This is a genomic window from Stappia indica, from assembly GCF_001696535.1.
GTDB classification, from domain to species: Bacteria; Pseudomonadota; Alphaproteobacteria; order Rhizobiales; family Stappiaceae; genus Stappia; species Stappia indica.
Genome location: NZ_MBQE01000003.1, coordinates 562,106 through 581,217, shown reverse-complemented (window position 1 = coordinate 581,217; position 19,112 = coordinate 562,106). Strand labels below are relative to the sequence as shown.

The 19,112-nt window shown below is 66.6% G+C and carries 16 protein-coding genes; 4 read left to right on the top strand and 12 right to left on the bottom strand.

The window, feature by feature from the left end; all coding sequences use genetic code 11:
• Positions 1–60: 60 nt before the first annotated feature.
• Complete coding sequence (qhpR, locus tag BBX35_RS13950; RefSeq protein WP_067221158.1) at positions 61–1,095, top strand: AraC-like transcriptional regulator QhpR; 1,035 nt, start codon at positions 61–63, stop codon at positions 1,093–1,095.
• 69 nt (positions 1,096–1,164) lie between these two features.
• Here qhpR and BBX35_RS13945 read toward each other — a convergent pair whose 3' ends face one another.
• The 5 genes from BBX35_RS13945 to ccoN all read right to left on the bottom strand — a co-directional run bounded on the left by BBX35_RS13945 (position 1,165) and on the right by ccoN (position 6,758).
• Positions 1,165–3,057 carry an amidohydrolase gene (locus BBX35_RS13945; RefSeq protein WP_083206292.1) on the bottom strand — a complete coding sequence of 631 codons (1,893 nt, stop codon included), beginning with the start codon at positions 3,055–3,057 and terminating at the stop codon, positions 1,165–1,167.
• A gap of 253 nt (positions 3,058–3,310) precedes the next feature.
• Positions 3,311–4,189, bottom strand: coding sequence for a cytochrome-c oxidase, cbb3-type subunit III (gene ccoP, locus BBX35_RS13940; protein WP_067221155.1), 879 nt, complete (start codon positions 4,187–4,189; stop codon positions 3,311–3,313).
• Positions 4,190–4,192: 3 nt separating this feature from the next.
• Positions 4,193–4,348, bottom strand: coding sequence for a cbb3-type cytochrome c oxidase subunit 3 (locus tag BBX35_RS13935; RefSeq protein WP_067221152.1), 156 nt, complete (start codon positions 4,346–4,348; stop codon positions 4,193–4,195).
• A 10-nt stretch (positions 4,349–4,358) separates the two neighbouring features.
• Entirely contained in the window at positions 4,359–5,093 is a 735-nt protein-coding gene (gene ccoO, locus BBX35_RS13930; RefSeq protein ID WP_067221149.1) for a cytochrome-c oxidase, cbb3-type subunit II, read from the bottom strand.
• A 12-nt stretch (positions 5,094–5,105) separates the two neighbouring features.
• Positions 5,106–6,758 carry a cytochrome-c oxidase, cbb3-type subunit I gene (gene ccoN / locus BBX35_RS13925; protein ID WP_067221147.1) on the bottom strand — a complete coding sequence of 551 codons (1,653 nt, stop codon included), beginning with the start codon at positions 6,756–6,758 and terminating at the stop codon, positions 5,106–5,108.
• A gap of 308 nt (positions 6,759–7,066) precedes the next feature.
• Between ccoN and BBX35_RS13920 the strand changes: the two genes are divergently transcribed.
• Complete coding sequence (locus tag BBX35_RS13920) at positions 7,067–7,630, top strand: GNAT family N-acetyltransferase (protein ID WP_067221145.1); 564 nt, start codon at positions 7,067–7,069, stop codon at positions 7,628–7,630.
• Positions 7,631–7,635: 5 nt separating this feature from the next.
• Here the strand turns inward: BBX35_RS13920 and BBX35_RS13915 are convergent, their stop codons facing one another.
• On the bottom strand, positions 7,636–8,862 hold the full coding sequence (locus BBX35_RS13915; protein ID WP_208979839.1) for an AbrB family transcriptional regulator: 1,227 nt from the start codon (positions 8,860–8,862) through the stop codon (positions 7,636–7,638).
• Between BBX35_RS13915 and hemN the strand changes: the two genes are divergently transcribed.
• A complete protein-coding gene (gene hemN, locus BBX35_RS13910) occupies positions 8,845–10,194 on the top strand; it encodes an oxygen-independent coproporphyrinogen III oxidase (RefSeq protein ID WP_067221140.1) in 1,350 nt (449 codons plus the stop codon). The two genes, BBX35_RS13915 and hemN, sit on opposite strands and share 18 nt — an antisense overlap.
• Positions 10,195–10,311: 117 nt before the next feature.
• Here the strand turns inward: hemN and BBX35_RS13905 are convergent, their stop codons facing one another.
• The 6 genes from BBX35_RS13905 to mscL form a co-directional block, all read right to left on the bottom strand.
• Complete coding sequence (locus BBX35_RS13905) at positions 10,312–11,010, bottom strand: Crp/Fnr family transcriptional regulator (protein WP_083202439.1); 699 nt, start codon at positions 11,008–11,010, stop codon at positions 10,312–10,314.
• Between the two features lie 221 nt (positions 11,011–11,231).
• Positions 11,232–11,570 (bottom strand): response regulator, encoded by a 339-nt coding sequence (locus BBX35_RS13900; protein ID WP_171901453.1) that lies wholly within the window; start codon positions 11,568–11,570, stop codon positions 11,232–11,234.
• 128 nt (positions 11,571–11,698) lie between these two features.
• Positions 11,699–12,316, bottom strand: coding sequence for a response regulator transcription factor (locus BBX35_RS13895; RefSeq protein ID WP_067221138.1), 618 nt, complete (start codon positions 12,314–12,316; stop codon positions 11,699–11,701).
• Between the two features lie 5 nt (positions 12,317–12,321).
• On the bottom strand, positions 12,322–13,455 hold the full coding sequence (locus BBX35_RS13890; protein ID WP_244271626.1) for a PAS domain-containing sensor histidine kinase: 1,134 nt from the start codon (positions 13,453–13,455) through the stop codon (positions 12,322–12,324).
• A 150-nt stretch (positions 13,456–13,605) separates the two neighbouring features.
• Positions 13,606–14,775 (bottom strand): pyridoxal phosphate-dependent aminotransferase, encoded by a 1,170-nt coding sequence (locus BBX35_RS13885; RefSeq protein WP_067221133.1) that lies wholly within the window; start codon positions 14,773–14,775, stop codon positions 13,606–13,608.
• 92 nt (positions 14,776–14,867) lie between these two features.
• Positions 14,868–15,296: a large-conductance mechanosensitive channel protein MscL gene (gene mscL, locus BBX35_RS13880; RefSeq protein ID WP_067221131.1), complete on the bottom strand. Its 429-nt coding sequence runs from the start codon at positions 15,294–15,296 to the stop codon at positions 14,868–14,870.
• Positions 15,297–15,502: 206 nt separating this feature from the next.
• Here mscL and BBX35_RS13875 point away from each other — a divergent pair, with 206 nt between their 5' ends.
• Positions 15,503–19,033, top strand: a complete 3,531-nt coding sequence (locus BBX35_RS13875) for a PAS domain-containing hybrid sensor histidine kinase/response regulator (RefSeq protein WP_067221128.1) — start codon at positions 15,503–15,505, stop codon at positions 19,031–19,033.
• Positions 19,034–19,112: the final 79 nt, after the last annotated feature.

Here is a 19,112-nt window from a genome sequence, read left to right as displayed (position 1 = left end):
GCCGTGATTGACAGTCCCGGATCCGCCGCCCACCATCGGGCGACGGATCCGGAGCCGGCCATGCATGCCTCGCAACGTTCCCTGCCTCCCGCCGCGCCCGCTTGCCGGGCGACGATCTCCGCCGCAGCGCTGCCGCTGATCAGTGACGTGCTCGCCGGCGCCGGGCTGGACGCGCCCCGCGCCTTCGCCGAGACCGGGCTCAGCGTCACGCTCGCCCCCACCAACGCGATCCCCCTCGACCGCTTCACGACCCTGCTGGAGAACGCCGGACGCCAGGCCGACACCCAGGCCTGCCTGTGGTCCTGCGGCCGCCGGATCGCCGAGCCTGCGCTGGCGACGCTGTTTCCCTCCGGCCTCGGCGAGACGCGGCTCGGCGGCCTTCTGTCCCGGCTGATGGCCGACCTGCAGGCGTTGCAGGAGGGCACGACCTTCGACCGGCAGGTCGAGGGAGACACCTGCACCCTCGCCTATCGCATCCACGATCCGCGCATCTGGCCGCGCTCGCGCGATGCCGAGTTCACCCTCGGCTTCCTGCATGCGGTGATCGAAAGGTTCGCCGGCACCGTGCCGATGGCGGAACTGGCGCTGGAACACGAGCAGGACGGATGCCGTGCGGCGCTGGCCCGGCAGGCTGGCTGCGCACCGCTCTACGGCCAGCGGCTCAACATGCTGGCCTTCCCGGCCCGCCTGCTCGACCTTGCCATTGCCGCCGACGCCTTTCCCGCGCCCGGCCACCCGCCGGACCACCTGCAGCGCAACCACTTTGACGGCGATGCCCGGCAGCGCATCGGCGAAGCGATCCGCCGGCGCGTCGGACAGGGGCCGTTCTCGCAAGGCGACATCGCCGCCGATCTCGGCCTGTCGGGGCGCAGCCTGCGCCGCCTGCTGGATGCGGACGGGCCAAGCTTTCGGTCAATGACCGACGATGCGCGGCTGGACTATGCGCTGTGGGCGTTGCAGCGCACGAAGCTGCCGGTCGGGGAAATCGCCTGGCGGCTCGGCTACACCGATCAGGGCGCCTTCGCGCGCGCCTTCAGGAAGGTGACCGGCGCGCCGCCGAGCGGACTGCGCAAGGACGCAGGATCGAGCGGATAGCTCTCGCAACGCAAAACGCCCGGGACCTTGCGGGTCCCGGGCGCTTTTTTCAGTTCGATACGAGAAGCGTCAGCGGGCGGCGACAGGCGCCTCGCCGCCGAAGCCGTCGGCAAAGGCCTGGTACAGGATGTCCGGCCCATGCGCATGGCCACCGGCGGCCTCGACGCTCGCCGAGGCATGACGCAGGAAGTTGCCGAGCGCGTCGCTGCCGTCCGGCCCGGGGCGCATTTGCAGGTTGCCCTGCTTCTCGCCCTCCTCGCGGGTGTAGATGGTCTGGCCGCGCTTGATGGTCTCCTGCACCTTGAGGCCGTCCAGCGTTTCCGGATCGATGGCCGTCGGGTCGTCGCTCAGGATAATCAGGTCAGCAAGCTTGCCGACCTCGATCGAACCCTTCTGCCCCTCTTCGAAGTGCTGATAGGCCGGCCAGATGGTCATCGCCTTCAGCGCGGTCATCACGTCGACCCGCTGATCGGGGCCGAGAATGTCGCCCGAGCGCGTGCGACGGGTGACCGTGGCATCCAGGATGCGCATGCTGTCGGGGAATGCCACCGGCGCGTCGTGATGGGTGGAGAACATCATGCCGCGCTCGCGGACCCAGCCGGTCGGCGAGATGTTGTCGGCATTGACCGGACCGACGGTGCGGTCGCGGTGCCAGTCGCCCCAGTAGAAGGTGTGCATGGGAAACAGCGAGGGGAACACGTCGAGTTCGTCGAGCGCCCCGACCTGATCCTTGCGCAGGAACTGGCCGTGGATGAGCACCGGACGGCGATCGTCGTTGCCGTGCTTCTCGGTCGCCGACTTGATTGCCGCGATCAGCATGTCCGAGGCGCCCTCGCCGTTGGAATGCGTGATGATCTGGACGTCATTCGCGAAGGCCCAGTCGATGGCGTCGAACACCTGGTCGCTGCTGGCCGCCGCATAGCCGGCATAGTCGGCGCGGAAATGCGAAGGCGGATTGTAGTAGGGACGGTCGCGCAGGGCCGTGAAGCCCTGGGGCGAGCCGTCGATGGTCAGCTTGGCGCCGCCGACGCGGAAGCCGTTGGTGTAGGTCGGCGACATGTTGGCGGAGATGAAGTCGCGGTCGACGAGAACATCCGGATAGGTGACCACGTCGATCTTGATCCGCCCCGCGTCGGAGGCCGCCTGCATCAGCTTCACGACATTGGGCGTGGAGCGGCCTTCCTGGCCGGTCGTGTAGCCGTAGCTCGCCAGCAGCTCGGTGCCGGCGACGAAGAGCTCCTGACCGCCTTCCGCATCGAGGCCGGAGACGAGCTTCATCAGCGCGGGAAAGAAGGCTGCCTCCTCGAGCACGCCGTTCGGCTCGTTGCTGCCGTCCTCACGCCGGATCACTCCGCCGTCCGGTTTCTTGGTCTCGGCCGAAATACCGGCGGCCTCGAGCGCCTTGGAGTTGAAGACGCCAATATGGCCCGACTGGTGGATGATGACGATGGGCACGTCGCTCGCAACAGCGTCGAGATCTTCGCGCGTGGGATGACGCTGCTCCTTGAGCTGCGCATCGTCGTAGCCGAAGCCGAGCACCGTGCCGAGCCGCTCGATGCGCTCCGGATAGGTCGTCTTCCACTCGCGCAGGGTTTCCTGCAGCGCGGGGATGTCGTTGACCTTGCCGTCGGGGGCGGGCTGGGTATTGGCCGACACCGCCTGCACGCCGATCATGAAGGCATGGCCGTGGGCATCGACGAAGCCGGGCAGCATTGCCCTGCCCTTGAGGTCGAGCAGCTCCGTCCCCTCGCCCTTGTGCTTCATCACCTCGTCGGCCGAGCCGACAGCGATGATCCGCCCGTCCTTCTCGGCGACCGCTTCCGCCCGGGGAGCGCCGTCGTTCATGGTCAGGACCGGGCCGCCGGACCAGATCCGGTCGGCGACCTGCTCGGCGGCGAAGGCCGGCAGCGTGCTGACGCCCGCAATCAGGGCGGCGACGAGGGGCTTGGACAGTGCTTTCACGATCTACTCCACAAATGCGTGTCCTGCCGCCGATCGCAATGGCAATGGCGCGACCGGCGAGCTTGAAAAATCACGGCTACACCCTGGACGCGAGATTCTTTCGGGAATCTGAAGAAAAGAGCCATATTCGCCGCTCCGCCGGGGACAAGCTGGAGGATGGGTCAGGCGACGTTGCGGCAACGCAGCGTCATCGGCAGAACAAAAAAGGCGCCCCGAAGGGCGCCTTTCATGTGTCCGAAGGTCGCTCAGCCGATCATTCGCCGCCGCCAAGGGCGTGGACGTAGACCGCCAGAGACTTGACCGTCGCCGGGTCGAGGCGCGGGGCCCAGGCCGGCATGACGCCGTTGCGGGCATTGGTCACCTGCGCCCGGATCGCGTCGATCGACTTGCCATAGAGGTAGTTGTTGGCGGTCAGGTTGGGAGCCCCGACCTCCTTCATCCCCTTCAAGTCGTCGCCGTGGCACGCGGCGCAGTTCTCGACATAGACCTGCTCGCCGGCGGCAAGGTCGACGCCCGCTTCCGGCTCGAGGCCCGCACGGCTGCCGACGAAGTTCGCCACCTGGGTGATCTGCGTCTTGTCGAGCATGCCGCTGGTGCCGAAGGCCGGCATCTCGCCCACGCGCGCCTCGTCGTGGCCCGAGCGGATGCCGTATTGCAGCGTCTGGTGGATTTCCTCCAGCGAACCGCCCCAGATCCAGTTGTCGTCCTGCAGGTTCGGATAGCCGGTCGCACCCAGCGCGCCGGTACCGTGGCAGGCGGCGCAGTTGTCACCGAAGGCCGCCCGGCCGTTGGCCATGGCGAACTCCAGCAGCGACTGGGTGGACTCGATCTCCTCCAGCGAGGCGTTGACCAGCTTCTCGCCGATCTGCGCCCGCTCCGCCATGCCGGCCTCGAAGGCGGCCAGCGCATTGGCGCGCTGGCTGTCGCCGAGAACGCCGGCCGTGTAGCTGGAGACCAGCGGCCAGGACGGATAGACCACCCAGTAGCCGATCGCCCACACGATCGTGGCGTAGAAGATGTAGAGCCACCACTTCGGCAGCGGATTGTTCAGTTCCTTCAGGCCGTCCCACTCGTGTCCGGTCGTCTCGACGCCGGAGATGTGGTCGACCTCCTTCTTGTACCCGTCAGCCATGTCTCAATCCTCCCGCAAGGGGATCTGTGCCGCGTCGTCGAAGCGCTTGGCGTTTCTGGGCCAGAGCGCATAGGCGACCACGCCTGCGAAAAGCACCACGAAGTAGACCAGTCCCCATGTCTGGGCGAAGCTGGCGGCGGCCTCGTAACTCTCGTTCATCACCGCCTCCTCAGCGCAGGTTGGCCTTGTTGTCGTAGATCGAGAAGTCGACCAGCGTGCCGAGCATCTGGAGATAGGCGACCAGCGCATCCATCTCCGTCACCTTGCTCGGATCGCCGTCGAAATCGCGGACGATGGCGTTCGGATAGCGCTCCAGGAAGGCATCCACGGCGGCGCTGTCGGGCGAAGCCTGGGCGATCATGTCGCTGGCAGCCTCCGAGACCTGGGCGTCGTCATAGGGAACGCCGACGGCACGGTTCGCCTTCAGGTGATCGCCGATACCGCGGGTTTCGACCTTCGCCTCGAGCAGGAACGGGTAGCCGGGCATGATCGATTCCGGCACCACCGAGCGCGGATCGGCCAGGTGGTCGCGATGCCACTCGTCGGAATACTTTCCGCCGACGCGGGCAAGGTCCGGACCGGTACGCTTGGAACCCCACTGGAAGGGGTGGTCGTACATGCTCTCGGCCGCAAGGCTGAAGTGGCCGTAGCGCTCCAGTTCGTCACGCATCGGACGCACCATCTGCGAGTGGCAGAGATAGCAGCCCTCGCGGATGTAGATGTTGCGGCCCGCCAGCTCGAGCGGGGTGTAGGGACGCATGCCCTCCACCTTCTCGATGGTGCTCTTCAGGTAGAAGAGCGGGGCGATCTCGACCAGGCCGCCGATGGAGACCACGATCAGGATGCCGATGACGAGAATCAGGGAGTGCTTCTCGAAGATTTCGTGTTTGTTCCAAAGGGACATCTTGCTCTCCCCTTACTCGGCCGGAGCCATGGCGCCGGCGGGAAGGGCTTCGGCTTCTTCAGCCTCGCCATGCCGCACGGTCATCCAAAGGTTGTAGGCCATGATCAGCGAGCCTGCGACGAACAGGGCGCCGCCCAGGGCACGGATGACATAGAAGGGATGCATGGCATCGACGGTCTCGATGAACGAGTACTCGAGGAAGCCCATGGCATCGTAGGCGCGCCACATCAGGCCCTGCATGATGCCCGAGACCCACATCGCGCAGATGTACAGCACGATGCCGATGGTCGAGATCCAGAAGTGCCAGTTCACCAGCTTCAGCGAATAGACCTGCTTCTTGTTCCACAGCCAGGGGATCAGGCAGTAGAGGGCGCCGAAGGAGATGTAGCCGACCCAGCCGAGCGCACCCGAGTGGACGTGGCCGATGGTCCAGTCCGTGTAGTGCGACAGCGAGTTGACGGAGCGCAGGCTCATCAACGGGCCTTCGAAGGTCGACATGCCGTAGAAGGCGATGGAGACGACCATCATGCGCAGCACCGGATCGGTCCGCAGCTTGTCCCAGGCACCCGAGAGGGTCATCAGGCCGTTGATCATGCCGCCCCACGAGGGCATCCACAGGATGATCGAGAAGGTGGCACCCAGCGTCGAGGCCCACTGCGGCAGCGCCGTGTAGTGGAGGTGGTGCGGGCCCGCCCAGATGTACAGGAAGATCAGCGCCCAGAAGTGCACGATCGACAGGCGGTAGGAATAGACCGGCCGCTCGGCGCGCTTGGGCACGAAGTAGTACATGATGGCCAGGAAGCCGGCGGTCAGGAAGAAGCCGACCGCGTTATGGCCGTACCACCACTGCACCATCGCATCCTGCACGCCCGCCCAGACGATGTAGGACTTGGTCCCGAACACCGACACCGGCACCGTCAGGTTGTTGATGATGTGCAGCATCGCGATGGTGATGATGAAGGCGAGGTAGAACCAGTTCGCCACGTAGATGTGCGGCTCCTTGCGCTTCCACAGCGTGCCGAGGAAGACCAGGAGATACGCCACCCAGACGATGGTCAGCCACAGGTCGGCGTACCACTCCGGCTCCGCATATTCCTTCGACTGCGTCGCGCCCAGCAGGTAGCCCGTGCCGGCGATGACGATGAAGAGGTTGTAGCCCAGAACGACGAACCAGGGCGCGATCGTGCCCGGCATGCGGGCGCGGCTGGTGCGCTGGACCACGTAGAAGGACGTGGCGATCAGCACGTTGCCGCCGAAGGCGAAGATCACGGCCGAGGTGTGCAGCGGGCGCAGCCGGCCGAAATTCGTCCAGGGCAGGTCGAAGTTCAGCGCCGGATAGGCGAGCTGGAGGGCGATGATCAGGCCGACTGTAAAGCCGGCGACGCCCCAGAACACGGCCGCCCAGGCGCCGAACTTGATCGGGCCGAGGTTGTAGTTCGGCTTGCCGCCGATCTCCTGCGGCGCCGGGACCCGGTCCTCGAAATAGTTCCGGAAGATGATGAAGGCGCCGGCAGCCGCAGCGAGCGAGCCGATAGCGGTGTGAAAGGCCATGACCTGATCGTACGTCTTTCCGGCGATGATCAGGCAGGCAAAGGCGATCACGACGAGGAATGCGGCGAAGAAGCCTTCCTCCATCGTGATGTACTTGGCTTGAGCTTGAGCCATTGGTGGGCGCCCCGAGTCTCTTGGTGATCCAAACCCCGCAGGGTCAAGGCGCAGGTATGGCCGATCGGCCGATTGCTGCCTTGATCCAGGTCAAGACAGCTTGCGGTAAACCGCTCGCCGGAACATCCGCAAAAGCACGGCTGCGACGATTTGTTTTTGGATTTTCAGCGGCCAAGCGCCCTTTTTCGCGCCGAAAGACGGCGCGATCCCGCGCTGCACCCTTGAAGTTCGTCCGCGGCCGCCCCACCTCGCGCACTCCAACTTCCTCCGGTACGCCGTTACCGCCTGCCCCCTTATCAGAGATTGCAATGCCCCTTGCCCTGCCCGCACTCCCCCTGCGCACCGCCCGCCTGATCCTCCGACCGCTTGAAGAGCGCGACTTCGGCACCTATGCGGCCTATCACGGGCGCCGCGACGTCTACCGCTTCCTCTACAGCTTCCCGCCGGAAGCGCAGGCGCTGCGGCAGCAGTTCGACCGCGCGTGCCAGCCGGACCTGTCGCAGGACGGGGCAACGACGACGTTGGCGGTCGAGCGGTCGGAGGATGGCGTCGTGCTGGGCGAGGTTCTGCTGAAGGCCGCCAGCACCGCCGCGTTGCAGGGCGAGCTCGGCTATATCTTCGACCCGGCGCATGCGGGCGGCGGCTATGCGACGGAGGCCGCGGCCGAGATGTTGCGGGCCGGCTTCGAAGAGATCGGCTTCCACCGGATCTTCGCGCGCATCGACGCGGACAACCACGGCTCGGTGAAGGTCGCCGAGCGGCTCGGGCTGAGGCGCGAGGCGCACTTCCGCCAGAACGACCGCCACGACGGGCGCTGGGGCGACGAATTCGTCTATGCGCTGCTGGCGGAGGAATGGTCGCAGCGCGGCTGAGACGCTCAGACGACCCGTTCCGGCGGCCCCAGAATGCGGCGGGTGGCGAAGGGCAGAAGCAGCACCATCCCGAAATAGCGGGCGAGCTGGTGCGCCGCCACGAAGGCCGGATCGAGGTCGAGCAGGTAGGCGAGCAACGTCATCGCCTCCAGCCCGCCCGGCGCGTAGGCCAGCAGCAGCTGTCCGAGCGGCAGTCCGAGGAGGTGCGACGCGAACAGCGAGATCGCGACGGCGATGCTCATTCCGACCGCGAACGCGCCGAGACTGACGAGAAGCAGCCGCAGCATGTCACGGAGCGAAATGTTGGTGAACCGACAGCCGATGATGCAGCCGAGCCCGATGAGCGCGGGAATCGTCAGCCATTCCGGCAAGTGCATCGCGACGATGCCGCTGGCATTGAGTGCGGCGCTGACGAAGAAGGGGCCGGTAAGCCACCCGGCAGGCACCCCGGCGCGCTGGAACAGGTAACCGGAGACCAGCGCTGCCGCCGCAACGAGGGCCAGCGGCAGGAGCTCGACCGGTACGGCCGGAACCGCTGCGACGACCTCCGGCTCGCTGCCGGCGATGATCGGCGGCAGCAACGAGACCAGGATGAACACCCGCAGCGTCTGGGCCACGGCCACCCGCATCGTGTCGGCGCGCGGATAGGACAGCGACAGGATCATCACATAGGACAAGGCGCCGGGGATCGCCGCGAAATAGGCGGTGTCGCGATCCCAGCCGGCGACCTTTCGCTGAAACAGGAAGGTGGCGCCGAGCACGGCGGCGACCGAGACGAGGACGAGCAGCATCGTCACCGGCCATTCGCCGATCCGCTCCACAGTCTCCGGCGTAACGCCGGCGCCCATCGTCAGGCCGAGCACGACGAACAGCATGTCGCGCAGGCGGTCGGGAATGGCGCAACGCACGCCGGACAGCACCGCGACGGCGGTCGCAACCATCGCTCCGGCCAACCAGGCCGCGGGCAAGCCGACGAGCTGGAACGCGCCGCCGCCCAGGGCGCCGATCGCCAGCGTCAGTAAGGCTTGCCTGAGTAAGAGCATGGAATCCGCCGAGACCCCGAGGGGCCGGAAAGAGGTGGGTTGCCAAGGCAATAGACCAAGAAAAGCGCCCGCCCGCCATGCATTTTGCGCGCAGCTGCCATGCAGCGCCGGATTTTTCCAAGGTTGAGCAGGATCAAGGTTCGCAATCGGCGAAGCAGGCATTGTCGCCCCATGACCGATCTCGACCAACGCTATGCGACACGCTCCGTGCCGCGCTACACCAGCTACCCGACCGCGCCGCATTTCCATGCCGGCGTCACCGGGTCGACCTATGGCGACTGGCTGGCGGGTCTCCCCGCCGACACGCCGCTGTCCCTCTATCTGCACGTCCCCTACTGCCGGGTGATCTGCAATTATTGCGGCTGCCACACCAAGGCGGCACGCCGCGACGAGCCGCTGCTCGACTACACGGATGCGCTGCTGGCGGAGATCGACCTCGTCGCTGCGCGGCTGCCGGGGCGCATGCAGACCGTCCATGTACACTGGGGCGGCGGCACGCCCAGCCTGCTGCCGCGGCCGCAGTTCCTGTCCATCGTCGAGCGGCTGCACCGGCATTTCGACTTCTCGCAGGCGCATGAACACGCCATCGAGCTGGATCCGCGCACGGTGACGCCGGAGCTTGCCGAGATGTTGCGCGAGGCCGGGATCACCCGGGCGAGCCTCGGCGTGCAGGACTTCGATCCGGTCGTGCAGAAGGCCATCGGCCGGGTGCAACCCCACGAACAGGTGGCGCTGGCGGTGGAGCGGCTGCGCGCCGTGGGAATCGATGCGCTCAACTTCGACCTGATGTACGGCCTGCCGTTCCAGACGCTGGAGACGATTACCGAAACGATCCGCCTGACGCAGACGCTCGCGCCCGGCCGCATCGCCCTGTTCGGCTATGCCCATGTGCCCTGGATGAAGAAGCACCAGCGTCTGATCGACGAAAGCCGACTGCCCGATGCGGGCGAGCGCATCGCGATGGCGGACCACGCCCGCGAGAAGCTGCTGGATGCCGGCTACCGGGCCATCGGCCTCGATCATTTCGCCAAGCCTGACGACGACATGGCAATCGCGCTCGATGCCGGGCGGCTACGCCGCAACTTCCAGGGCTACACGACCGACACGGCCGACACGCTGATCGGGTTCGGAGCGTCCTCCATCGGCAAGCTGCCGCAGGGCTATGTGCAGAACATGCCCGATACCGGGGGCTGGAGCCGGGCCATCGCCGACGGCTTGCTGCCTGTCGCCCGCGGCATTGCGCTGGACGCCGACGACCGGGCCCGTGCCGAGATCATCGAGCAGATCATGACCGAGCATGCCGCGGATATCGGCGAAATCGCCGCCGCGCACGCTCTGCCGCTGGCGCATTTCTCCGCCAGTATCGCGGACCTTGCGGAGATGATCGCCGACGGGCTCGTGATCGTTGAAGGCAGCCGGATCGAGATCACCCCGCGCGGCGCGCCCTATGCGCGTATCGCCGCGGCGGCCTTCGACATCTATCTGCAGCGCGGCCTCGCCCGCCACTCCGTGGCGGTGTGAGGCGCCGCCTCTTCAGGCAAAAAATAACCCCGGGTCGCTGACCCGGGGTTTCGAAGTCGATGCAGAAGAGGACCGGCCACCAAGTCACGGCAACCGCGAGCGCATGCGGCGTGCAGGTCAGTGAATGCCCGTCAGCTGGCACAGGCCGCACACACGCGTCACATGAATACGATCCTGACGCTCCAGGCGGATCACGCCCCGCCGCTTCAGCTCGGAAATAACCCGGCTGACGGTCTCGATGGTCAGGCCGAGATAGTCCGCGATCTCCTGGCGCGTCATGTTGAGCACCAGGTTGTGCGGGTCGCAGTCGTCGGAAGCAGGGCCCGAGCAACCTTCGCCGCCGCGGTTCGGCACCATGCGCATGAAATAGCTGGCCACACGCTCCATCGCCGACTTGCGGCCGAGCAGCATCGCATGCTCGTGCAGGCCTTCCATCTGCGCCATCAGGCACTTGGCCACATGGCTCTGGAGTACGGCCGAAGCGTCGACCTCGCGCCGCTCGTGGACCGCGAGGCGCACAGGGGTCAGGGTTTCGGCGGAAACGTCGTAGCGCGGGCCTCCGGCGGTGCCGAAGATCATGCCGCGGGTCAGGATCTCCACCACCTGGCGGCGCCCATCGGGCAGGAGCTTGTAGAGCATGACGATACCGTCCTGCAGCTCGTAGATCCGTTCGGCCGCATCGCCCTCGTAGAAGATCACGTGATGCTGGTCGTGGCGCTGCGTGCGCGCCTGCGGGGCCTCGGCGACCTCGCGCGCGCCCCGCGCTGCGACCGGTCCATGCCCCATCGTTTCGGAAGTCCGTTCCAGGTAGGCCATCGCCCCCTCCTCCTGCCAGCTCGGCATTGGCGGATGCAATTCGGCACGCGGGTTCGAGCCCGCCCTGCCGGAGCCGCGTCCCGTCCGACACGACTCTCCGTCAACGTGAGAAACTCTAGAAGCGAAGTTGGAACAGCGAAATTCGGTGGTCTTCGTACGACCTATTACCTAGCGTGGCAAAACAACGCATCTTCCGGCAGAGAAAAGTCCCCTCGGGAAAACTACAGAAGTGCCACGAGAGCTTCCTCGGTCAGCGGCTTGCGCAAAAGAACGGGCTGCAGATCGTCGCCGAACAGCTCTGCGATGGCACGGCGCGACTGGCCGGTGATGGCGATGACGCGCGGCGGCGCGGCAAGACGCGCCACCCAGCGGATCAGCTGCACCCCGCTCAGCCCCGGCAGGCCGAGGTCGACGATCAAGATATCCTGAGGCCCCGGAGGCGCATTCTCGAAGAAACTCTCGGCATCGGGATACACTTCGACCTCGTGCCCGATTTCCCCGAGCAGCAAAGCCAGCGAATCCCCCACTCCCGGATCGTCCTCGACGATATGGATAGTCACCGTCTCATCCCGCCGCCCTGGCAGCCCCAAACGCGTCCCCCATGGGCCGCAGACGCGCGACTATAGACCCTTGGGGCGACGGCGAAACTCCGGCGGAATACGGAAGGGCCCCGCGAGCGGCCCGACGGTTATTCGTGCGACAGAACGATGCGCACGAGGTCGGCGGCGTTGCGGGCGCCGAGCTTTTCCATGATGCGGGCGCGGTGCACCTCGATGGTGCGCGGGCTGATGCCGAGGGTGCGTCCGGCCTCCTTGTTGGAGGCACCGGCGGTGATCTCCTCCAGCACTTCCCGCTCGCGCGGCGTCAGCTGCTCGCTGCCGGGGAAATTGCGGACCGGAGGCGTCGCGCTCTCGACCTGCTTGCGCTCGGTCGCCTCGATCGCCTCGCGCACCCGCGTCACCACGGTCTCCGCGTCGAACGGCTTTTCGATGAAGTCGTGGGCCCCCTGCTTGATCGCCTCCACGGCCATGGGAATGTCCCCCTGGCCGGAAATGACGAAAACGGGTGCCGCAAAACGGTCCGCATGCAGGCGGCGCAGGATCTCGATGCCCGACTGACCCGGCATGTGCACATCGAGAATGACGCATCCGGGCATCTTGTCCGGGCGGCCGGCCCGCTCCAGGAAGGCTTCGCCCGTCTCGAACGAGGCGACGTCGTAGCCTTCCAGCTCGAAGACGACGGTCAGCGCGTCACGGATTGCCGGATCGTCATCGACGATGTGGATCAGATGCGCGGTGGCGCTCATCCCGTCTATCCTTTTCTGCCAGGGGGCCCGGCCGCCTGGCCCTCACGCGTCGGCGTGTCGACCGGCAGGCGCAGCACGAAGGCAGCTCCCCCTTCCCCGCCATTGGGTTCGACGGCGAGATCGCCGCCATGATTTTGCGCGATCGAGCGGGAGATGGTCAGACCGAGACCAAGACCGCCCTTCTTCGCGCCGGAAAATGCCCTGAACAGCGTCGGTACGACTTCCGGCGGCACACCGCCACCAGAATCGCTGATACGGATCAGCATATCGCCGCCGCTTACCGCCGCCGAAACTCCCACACGCTTTACCGGAGCCTGGCGCACCGCGTCGAGCGCATTGCGGATCAGATTGATCAGGATCTGCTGGATCTGCACAGGATCGACCGCGATATCGGGCAGATTGTCGACGACACTGTTGACGATCTCGATGTTGCTGCAGTCCGTGCCCATGGTCACCAGGTCGAGGCATTCGTTGACCAGCCGCGCCACGTTGACCGAGCGACGCTCGGGATCGCGCTTTTCGACGAAGCGGCGCATCCGCTGGATGATCTGGCTCGCCCGCTCGGCTTCGCGCACGCCCTTGTCGACGATCTCGATCAGCTTCTCGTCGCGGTGGTCGTCGCCAACCTTGCGCTTGGCCGCCTGCAGGTAAAGCATGATGGCGGTCAGTGGCTGGTTCAGTTCGTGGGCGATGGCCGCCCCCATCTCGTCCAGCGCACTGATGCGGGTCACGTTGACCAGCTGTGCCTGCGCCTCGGCGAGACGTCGCTCCACCGCCTTGCGCTGGCGCAGGTCGCGGATGATGCCGATGAACTGGCGCCCCTCCGGCGTCGCCGCCTCGCCGACCGACAGCTCGATGGGAAACTCGGTGCCGTCGCGGTGCATGCCGCGCACTTCGCGGCCGATGCCGATGATGCGTTTCTCGCCGGTTTCCAGGTAGTTGTTGAGGTAACCGTCATGCGCGTGGGCATATTCGGCCGGCATCAGCACCTTGACGTTCCGTCCCCTGACCTCCTCGGTGGTGTAGCCGAACAGGGTCTCGCAGGCCTTGTTGAACAGCAGGATGCGCGCCCGATCGTCCATCACGACGATGCCGTCGACGGCGGTGCCGAGCACACTCTCGAGGCGCGCCTCCGACACGCTGGGCACTGCTGAAACGCTGCGAGTCTGCTCTTCGCGCATTCTAGCCCCGATACGATGCGGGGATCGACCCGCCGCCGGGAAACGACTGAAATATGGCCGCTTCCAATCTTCTACGCAAAAATCCGTAACGCAGAGTCGCGTGTTTCGTCAACGCGCTATCCAGCCCGCGAGGCGCTCCGCCGCGGCCTCCAGGTGCTCTGCCGAACGGGCAAAACACAGGCGCAGGAACCCTTCGCCCGCCTCGCCGAAGGCGCTGCCCGGCGCAAGCCCGACGCCCGTCTCGCCGACGATCCGCTTGGCCAGGTCCCGGCTGTCGGAAAAGCCCTCGACGCCGAAGAACAGGTAGAAGGCACCTTGCGGCGGCGCATAGCGGATGCGCCCGGTCGCCGCCAGACGCCCTTCGATGATGGCGCGCCCGGCGCTCGCGCGCCTGCGTTGCAGCGCCACGAACTCCTCGCCCTCGTCGAGCGCTGCGACGGCGCCGCGCTGCATGAACTGGGCAACGCCGGAGGTGGAATACTGGATCAGGTTTTCCACCACCTGGCCGAGGGCGGGCGGTGCGGACAGCCAGCCGATGCGCCAGCCGGTCATCGCCCAGTTCTTGGAGAAGGTGTTGACGTAGAGGATCAGGTCGTCCGGTTCCGCCACATCCATGAAGGAGGGCGCACGGGTCGCCCCCCCTTCGACGAAGCGGCTGTAGACCTCGTCGGCGACGATCCACAGTCCCCGCCGGCGCGCCTCGGCCAGGATCGCGGCCAGCGTCTCCTTGTCGGCCATCCAGCCGGTCGGGTTCGACGGCGAATTCAGATAGATGGCGCGGGTGCGCGGGGTCACGGCGGCAAACAGCCGATCGAGGTCGAGCGTCCAGCCATTGGGGGAGAAATCGAGCGGCACGGGGATCGCCCTGGCGCCCATGATGCCGATGGCGGCCGGGAAGTTCGGCCAGGCGGGCGAAGGGTAAATCACCTCGTCGCCGGCACCGGCAATCGCCTGGACCGCCAGCTGGATCGCCTGCATGCCCGAGCCGGTGACGAAATAGCGCTCCGCTCCCCAGTCGCGGCCGAAATGGCGGTGGTGATAGCGCGCCAGCGCCTCGCGCAGCGCCGGAATGCCGCGCTGGTAGGTGTAGAACGTCTCGCCCTTTTCCAGCGACGCCTCGGCGGCCGCGCGGATGAAGTCCGGCGTCGGCAGGTCGCCCTCCCCGACCCACAGGGGAATCAGGTCATCGCGCTCGCGCGCGAAATTCACAACCTCGACAATGCCGCTTTCGGGCGCCTGGCGCGCCTCCGGCCGCAGCGCGGACATCATATCGACCATGGAGGATCGTCTCTTTCAGGAAGGGATACGACCCGCGCGGTCACGGTCGCCGCGCGGATCACACTGCAACTCGGCTTTGGAAACGCGCCTTGTCAGCGCGTCTTCAGGAGATCGCGGATCTCGGTCAACAACACTTCCTCGCGGCTCGGCGCGGGCGGTGCGGGAGGCGCGGCCGGCTTCTCGTTGCGCAGGCGGTTGATCACCTTGACCACCATGAACAGCGCGAAGGAGATGATCAGGAACTTGATCACCGCATTGATGAACAGACCGAGATTCCAGGTCACCGCGCCGGCGGCCGTTGCCGCCTCGACGGTGAGATAGGGCCCGGGCGCCGTGCCCTCGCTCAGCACCAGGAAGAGCTGGGAGAAATCGACGCCGCCGATCAGCAGGCCGATGGGAGGCATGATCACGTCGTCGACGAGCGAGGACACGATGGCGCTGAAAGCCGCACCGATGACGATACCGACGGCCATGTCGACCATGTTGCCCTTGACGGCAAACTCCTTGAATTCCTTCAGCATGCTGGCTCCATCCCGTGGCTGCCGGCGCCTGCGGAAAGCAGCGGCCGGGGCGTGTCTGGTTGCAGCTTCCGGTTTAGCACGGGCAAACGCATCCGGGAATCTCCCTATTCCCCTTTCGCACCGGAGCTTCACCGCCAAGCGTCGAATGGACAGGCGCCGGCAAACATGGTCCGATCGGCGCACGAGGTTCGGGAGGAACGCAGCGCATGGTCGAAGGGTGGGTCGTCGTCGTCGCGGCGCTCGGCTACGTGCTCCTGCTGTTTGCCATTGCCAGCTATGGCGACCGCAAGGCGCGCTTCACCACGTCCGGCAACGGCCGGCCGCTGATCTATGCGCTGTCGATCTCCGTCTACTGCACGTCCTGGACCTTCTTCGGCTCGGTCGGCACCGCGACCCGCAGCGGGCTGGAGTTCCTGACGATCTATATCGGGCCGATCCTGGTCTTCGCCCTCGGCTACCCCCTGCTGCGGCGGATCATCCGCCTGGCCAAGAGCGAGCGCATCACCTCGGTCGCAGACTTCATCGGTGCGCGCTACGGCAAGAGCCAGCCGGTGGCCGCCGTCGTCGCGATCATCGCTGTCGTCGGCATCGTCCCCTACATCGCGCTGCAGCTGAAGGCGGTGTCGCTGTCGGTCACCACGCTGATCTCGCATCTCAACCTGAAAACCGGCGAGACCGGCCTGCCCTTCTTCGACGACATCACCTTGATGATCGCCATCGGCATGGTGATCTTCGCCTGGGCCTTCGGCACCCGGCATATCGATGCGACGGAGCACCAGGAAGGCCTGATGCTGGCCATCGCCGCCGAGGCGGTGGTCAAGCTGGTCGCCTTCCTCGCCGTCGGCATATGGGTCACCTACTCGCTCTACGACGGGCCCGGCGACCTGTTCGCCGCCATGGCCGCCGACCCCAAGGTGGTGGGCGCGATGTCCGGCGAACTGTCGGGCGGCAACTGGGTGGTGATGACGCTGCTGTCCGGCATCGCCGTCATCCTGCTGCCGCGCCAGTTCCACGTCACGGTGACGGAAAACAACTCCAGCGCCGAGCTGCGCCGTGCGACCTGGCTGTTCCCGCTCTATCTCGTGGCGATCAACCTGTTCGTGGTGCCGATCGCGGCCGCCGGCATGATCATGCTGGACCCGGCGATCAACCCAGACTCCTACGTGCTCGCCCTGCCGCTGGCCGCCAATCATCCGTGGCTGGCGCTGATCGCCTTCATCGGCGGCTTGTCGGCGGCCACCGCCATGGTCATCGTCGCCAGCGTCGCGCTCGCCATCATGATCTCCAACGACCTGGTGATGCCGCTGGTGCTGCGCCGCTCCAGCGAGGACGCGATCATCGCCTCGCATGGCGAAGACATGAGCCGGATCCTGCTGCTGACGCGGCGGGCGGCGATCTTCGTCACGCTGCTGCTCGCCTATGCCTATTACCGGGCGGCCGGCGACACCGCAGCGCTGACCTCCATCGGCCTGCTGTCCTTCGCCGCCATCGCGCAGTTCGCCCCGGCCTTCTTCGGCGGCCTCGTCTGGCGGCGCGGCACCGCGCGCGGCGCCATCGCCGGCATGCTGATCGGCTTCGCCATCTGGGTCTATACGCTGCTGCTGCCGACCTTCGCGCAGTCCGGGCTGATCCCGGTGACCTTGATCGAGAACGGCCCCTTCGGCATCTGGCTGCTGCGGCCGCAGGCGCTGTTCTCGCTTGCCTTCGATCCGCTCACCCATGGCGTGTTCTGGAGCCTTGCGGCCAATATCACCGCCTATATCGTCGTCTCGCTGTCGCGCACGCCCGAACCGGTCGAGAGGCTGCAGGCCAACATTTTCGTGCCGTCGGAACTGTCGCCGACGCCGGGCCTGCGCCTGTGGCGCACATCCGTCACGGTCGGCGATCTCAAGTCCACCATCGCCCGCTATCTCGGCGAGGAACGGACCGAGCGCTCGTTCCAGAGCTTTGCCCGCGAGCGCGGGCGCGATTTCGATCCCAGCGCCACTGCGGACGCGCAGGTGCTGCGGTTTTCAGAACAGCTGCTGGCCAGCGCCATCGGCGCGGCCTCTTCGCGGCTGGTGCTGTCGCTGCTGGTCAAGCGCCGCGATCCCAGCGGCAAGGGCGCGCTGAAGCTGCTGGACGATGCAACGGTGGCGATCCAGTACAACCGCGACCTGCTGCAGACCGCCCTCGACCAGGTGCGGCAGGGCATCTCGGTCTTCGACCGCGACCTTCGCCTGATCTGCTGGAACCGGCAATTCCGCGAGCTGCTCGGCCTGCCGGCGGAATACGGCCAGGTCGGAACGCCGCTCGACGCCATCATCCGCTTCAACGCCAAGCGCGGCGAGCTGGGCAGCGATCCGGTGGAGGTGATCGTCGGCGACCGGCTCGACAAGCTGGTGGTGCGCCACGAGACCTTCCAGGAGCACATGGGCAGTGCAGGCCTTGTGCTCGAAGTGCGCACCAGTCCGATGCCGGACGGCGGCATCGTCACCACCTATACCGACATCACCGAACGCGTGCTCGGCGAGGAGGCGCTGGCCCGTGCCAACGAGACGCTGGAACGCCGGGTGCGCGAGCGCACGCTGGAGCTGACCCGCGTCAACGAGGAGCTGACCGACGCCAAGGCGCTGGCGGAAGAGGCGAATATCGGCAAGACCCGCTTCCTGGCGGCTGCCGGCCACGACATCCTGCAGCCGCTCAATGCCGCGCGGCTCTACGCCTCCAGCCTGACCGAGCGCTTTACGGAAGGAGAGCTGAAACACCTTGTGCAGAATGTCGGCGCCTCGCTGGAATCGGTGGAGGAAATCATCGGCGCGGTGCTCGACATTTCCCGCCTCGACACCGGCGCCTTGAAGCCCGAAATCACCGTCTTCCGGCTGGAGGAGATCCTCAATCCGCTGCGCACCGAGTTCGAGCCGGTGGCGGAAGAGAAGAACCTGCGCCTCGCCATCCTGCCGACCAGCCTCAGCGTGCGCTCCGACCGCCGCTTGCTGCGCCGGCTGCTGCAGAACCTCATCTCCAACGCGATCAAGTACACCCGCAGCGGCCGCGTTCTGGTGGGCGTCCGGCGCCGGCGCGGCAAGGTGGTGATGGAGGTGTTCGACACCGGCATCGGCATCCCGCAGTCGAAGCAGAAGCTGATCTTCATGGAGTTCCACCGGCTGGACGACGGCGCCCGCGAGGCGCGCGGCCTCGGCCTCGGCCTGTCCATCGTCGAGCGCATCGCCAGGGTGCTCGATCATCCGGTCACGCTGGAATCGCGCACAGGGCTCGGCTCGCGCTTTTCCATCGAGCTGCCCGTGGCCGCGTCCGTCCCGGCCCTCGTGGTCCCGCCGCCCCCTGCCCCGCACGATGCCCCGCTCAAGGGACTGCACGTGCTCGCCATCGACAACGAGCCGCAGATCCTCGACGGGATGCGCGTGCTGCTGACGGGCTGGGGCTGCAGGGTGACGACGGCCCTGGACCCGCGCGAGGCGGCGCGCAAGACGTTCGAGGCGGGCGAGCGGCCCGACGTCCTGATCGCCGACTATCACCTCGACGAGGGAACCGGCGTGGAGGCGGTGGTGCAACTGCGGTGGCGTTTCGGCACGGAGATCCCGGCGCTGCTGGTCACCGCCGACCGCAGCCAGGGCGTGCGCGCGGAAGCAGCAGCCAAGGACATCGAGATCCTCAACAAGCCGGTGAAACCGGCGGCGCTCCGGGCCTATCTCTCCCGCGTGCGCAGTGCGGGGGCGCCGGCCGCCGCCGAGTGATCCGCATCACGCCCGACCTGCAAGCATCCGTGTAAAGCCTTGGATCGCCATCAAGCCGCCCTCATTGCAGGGTTCGGAT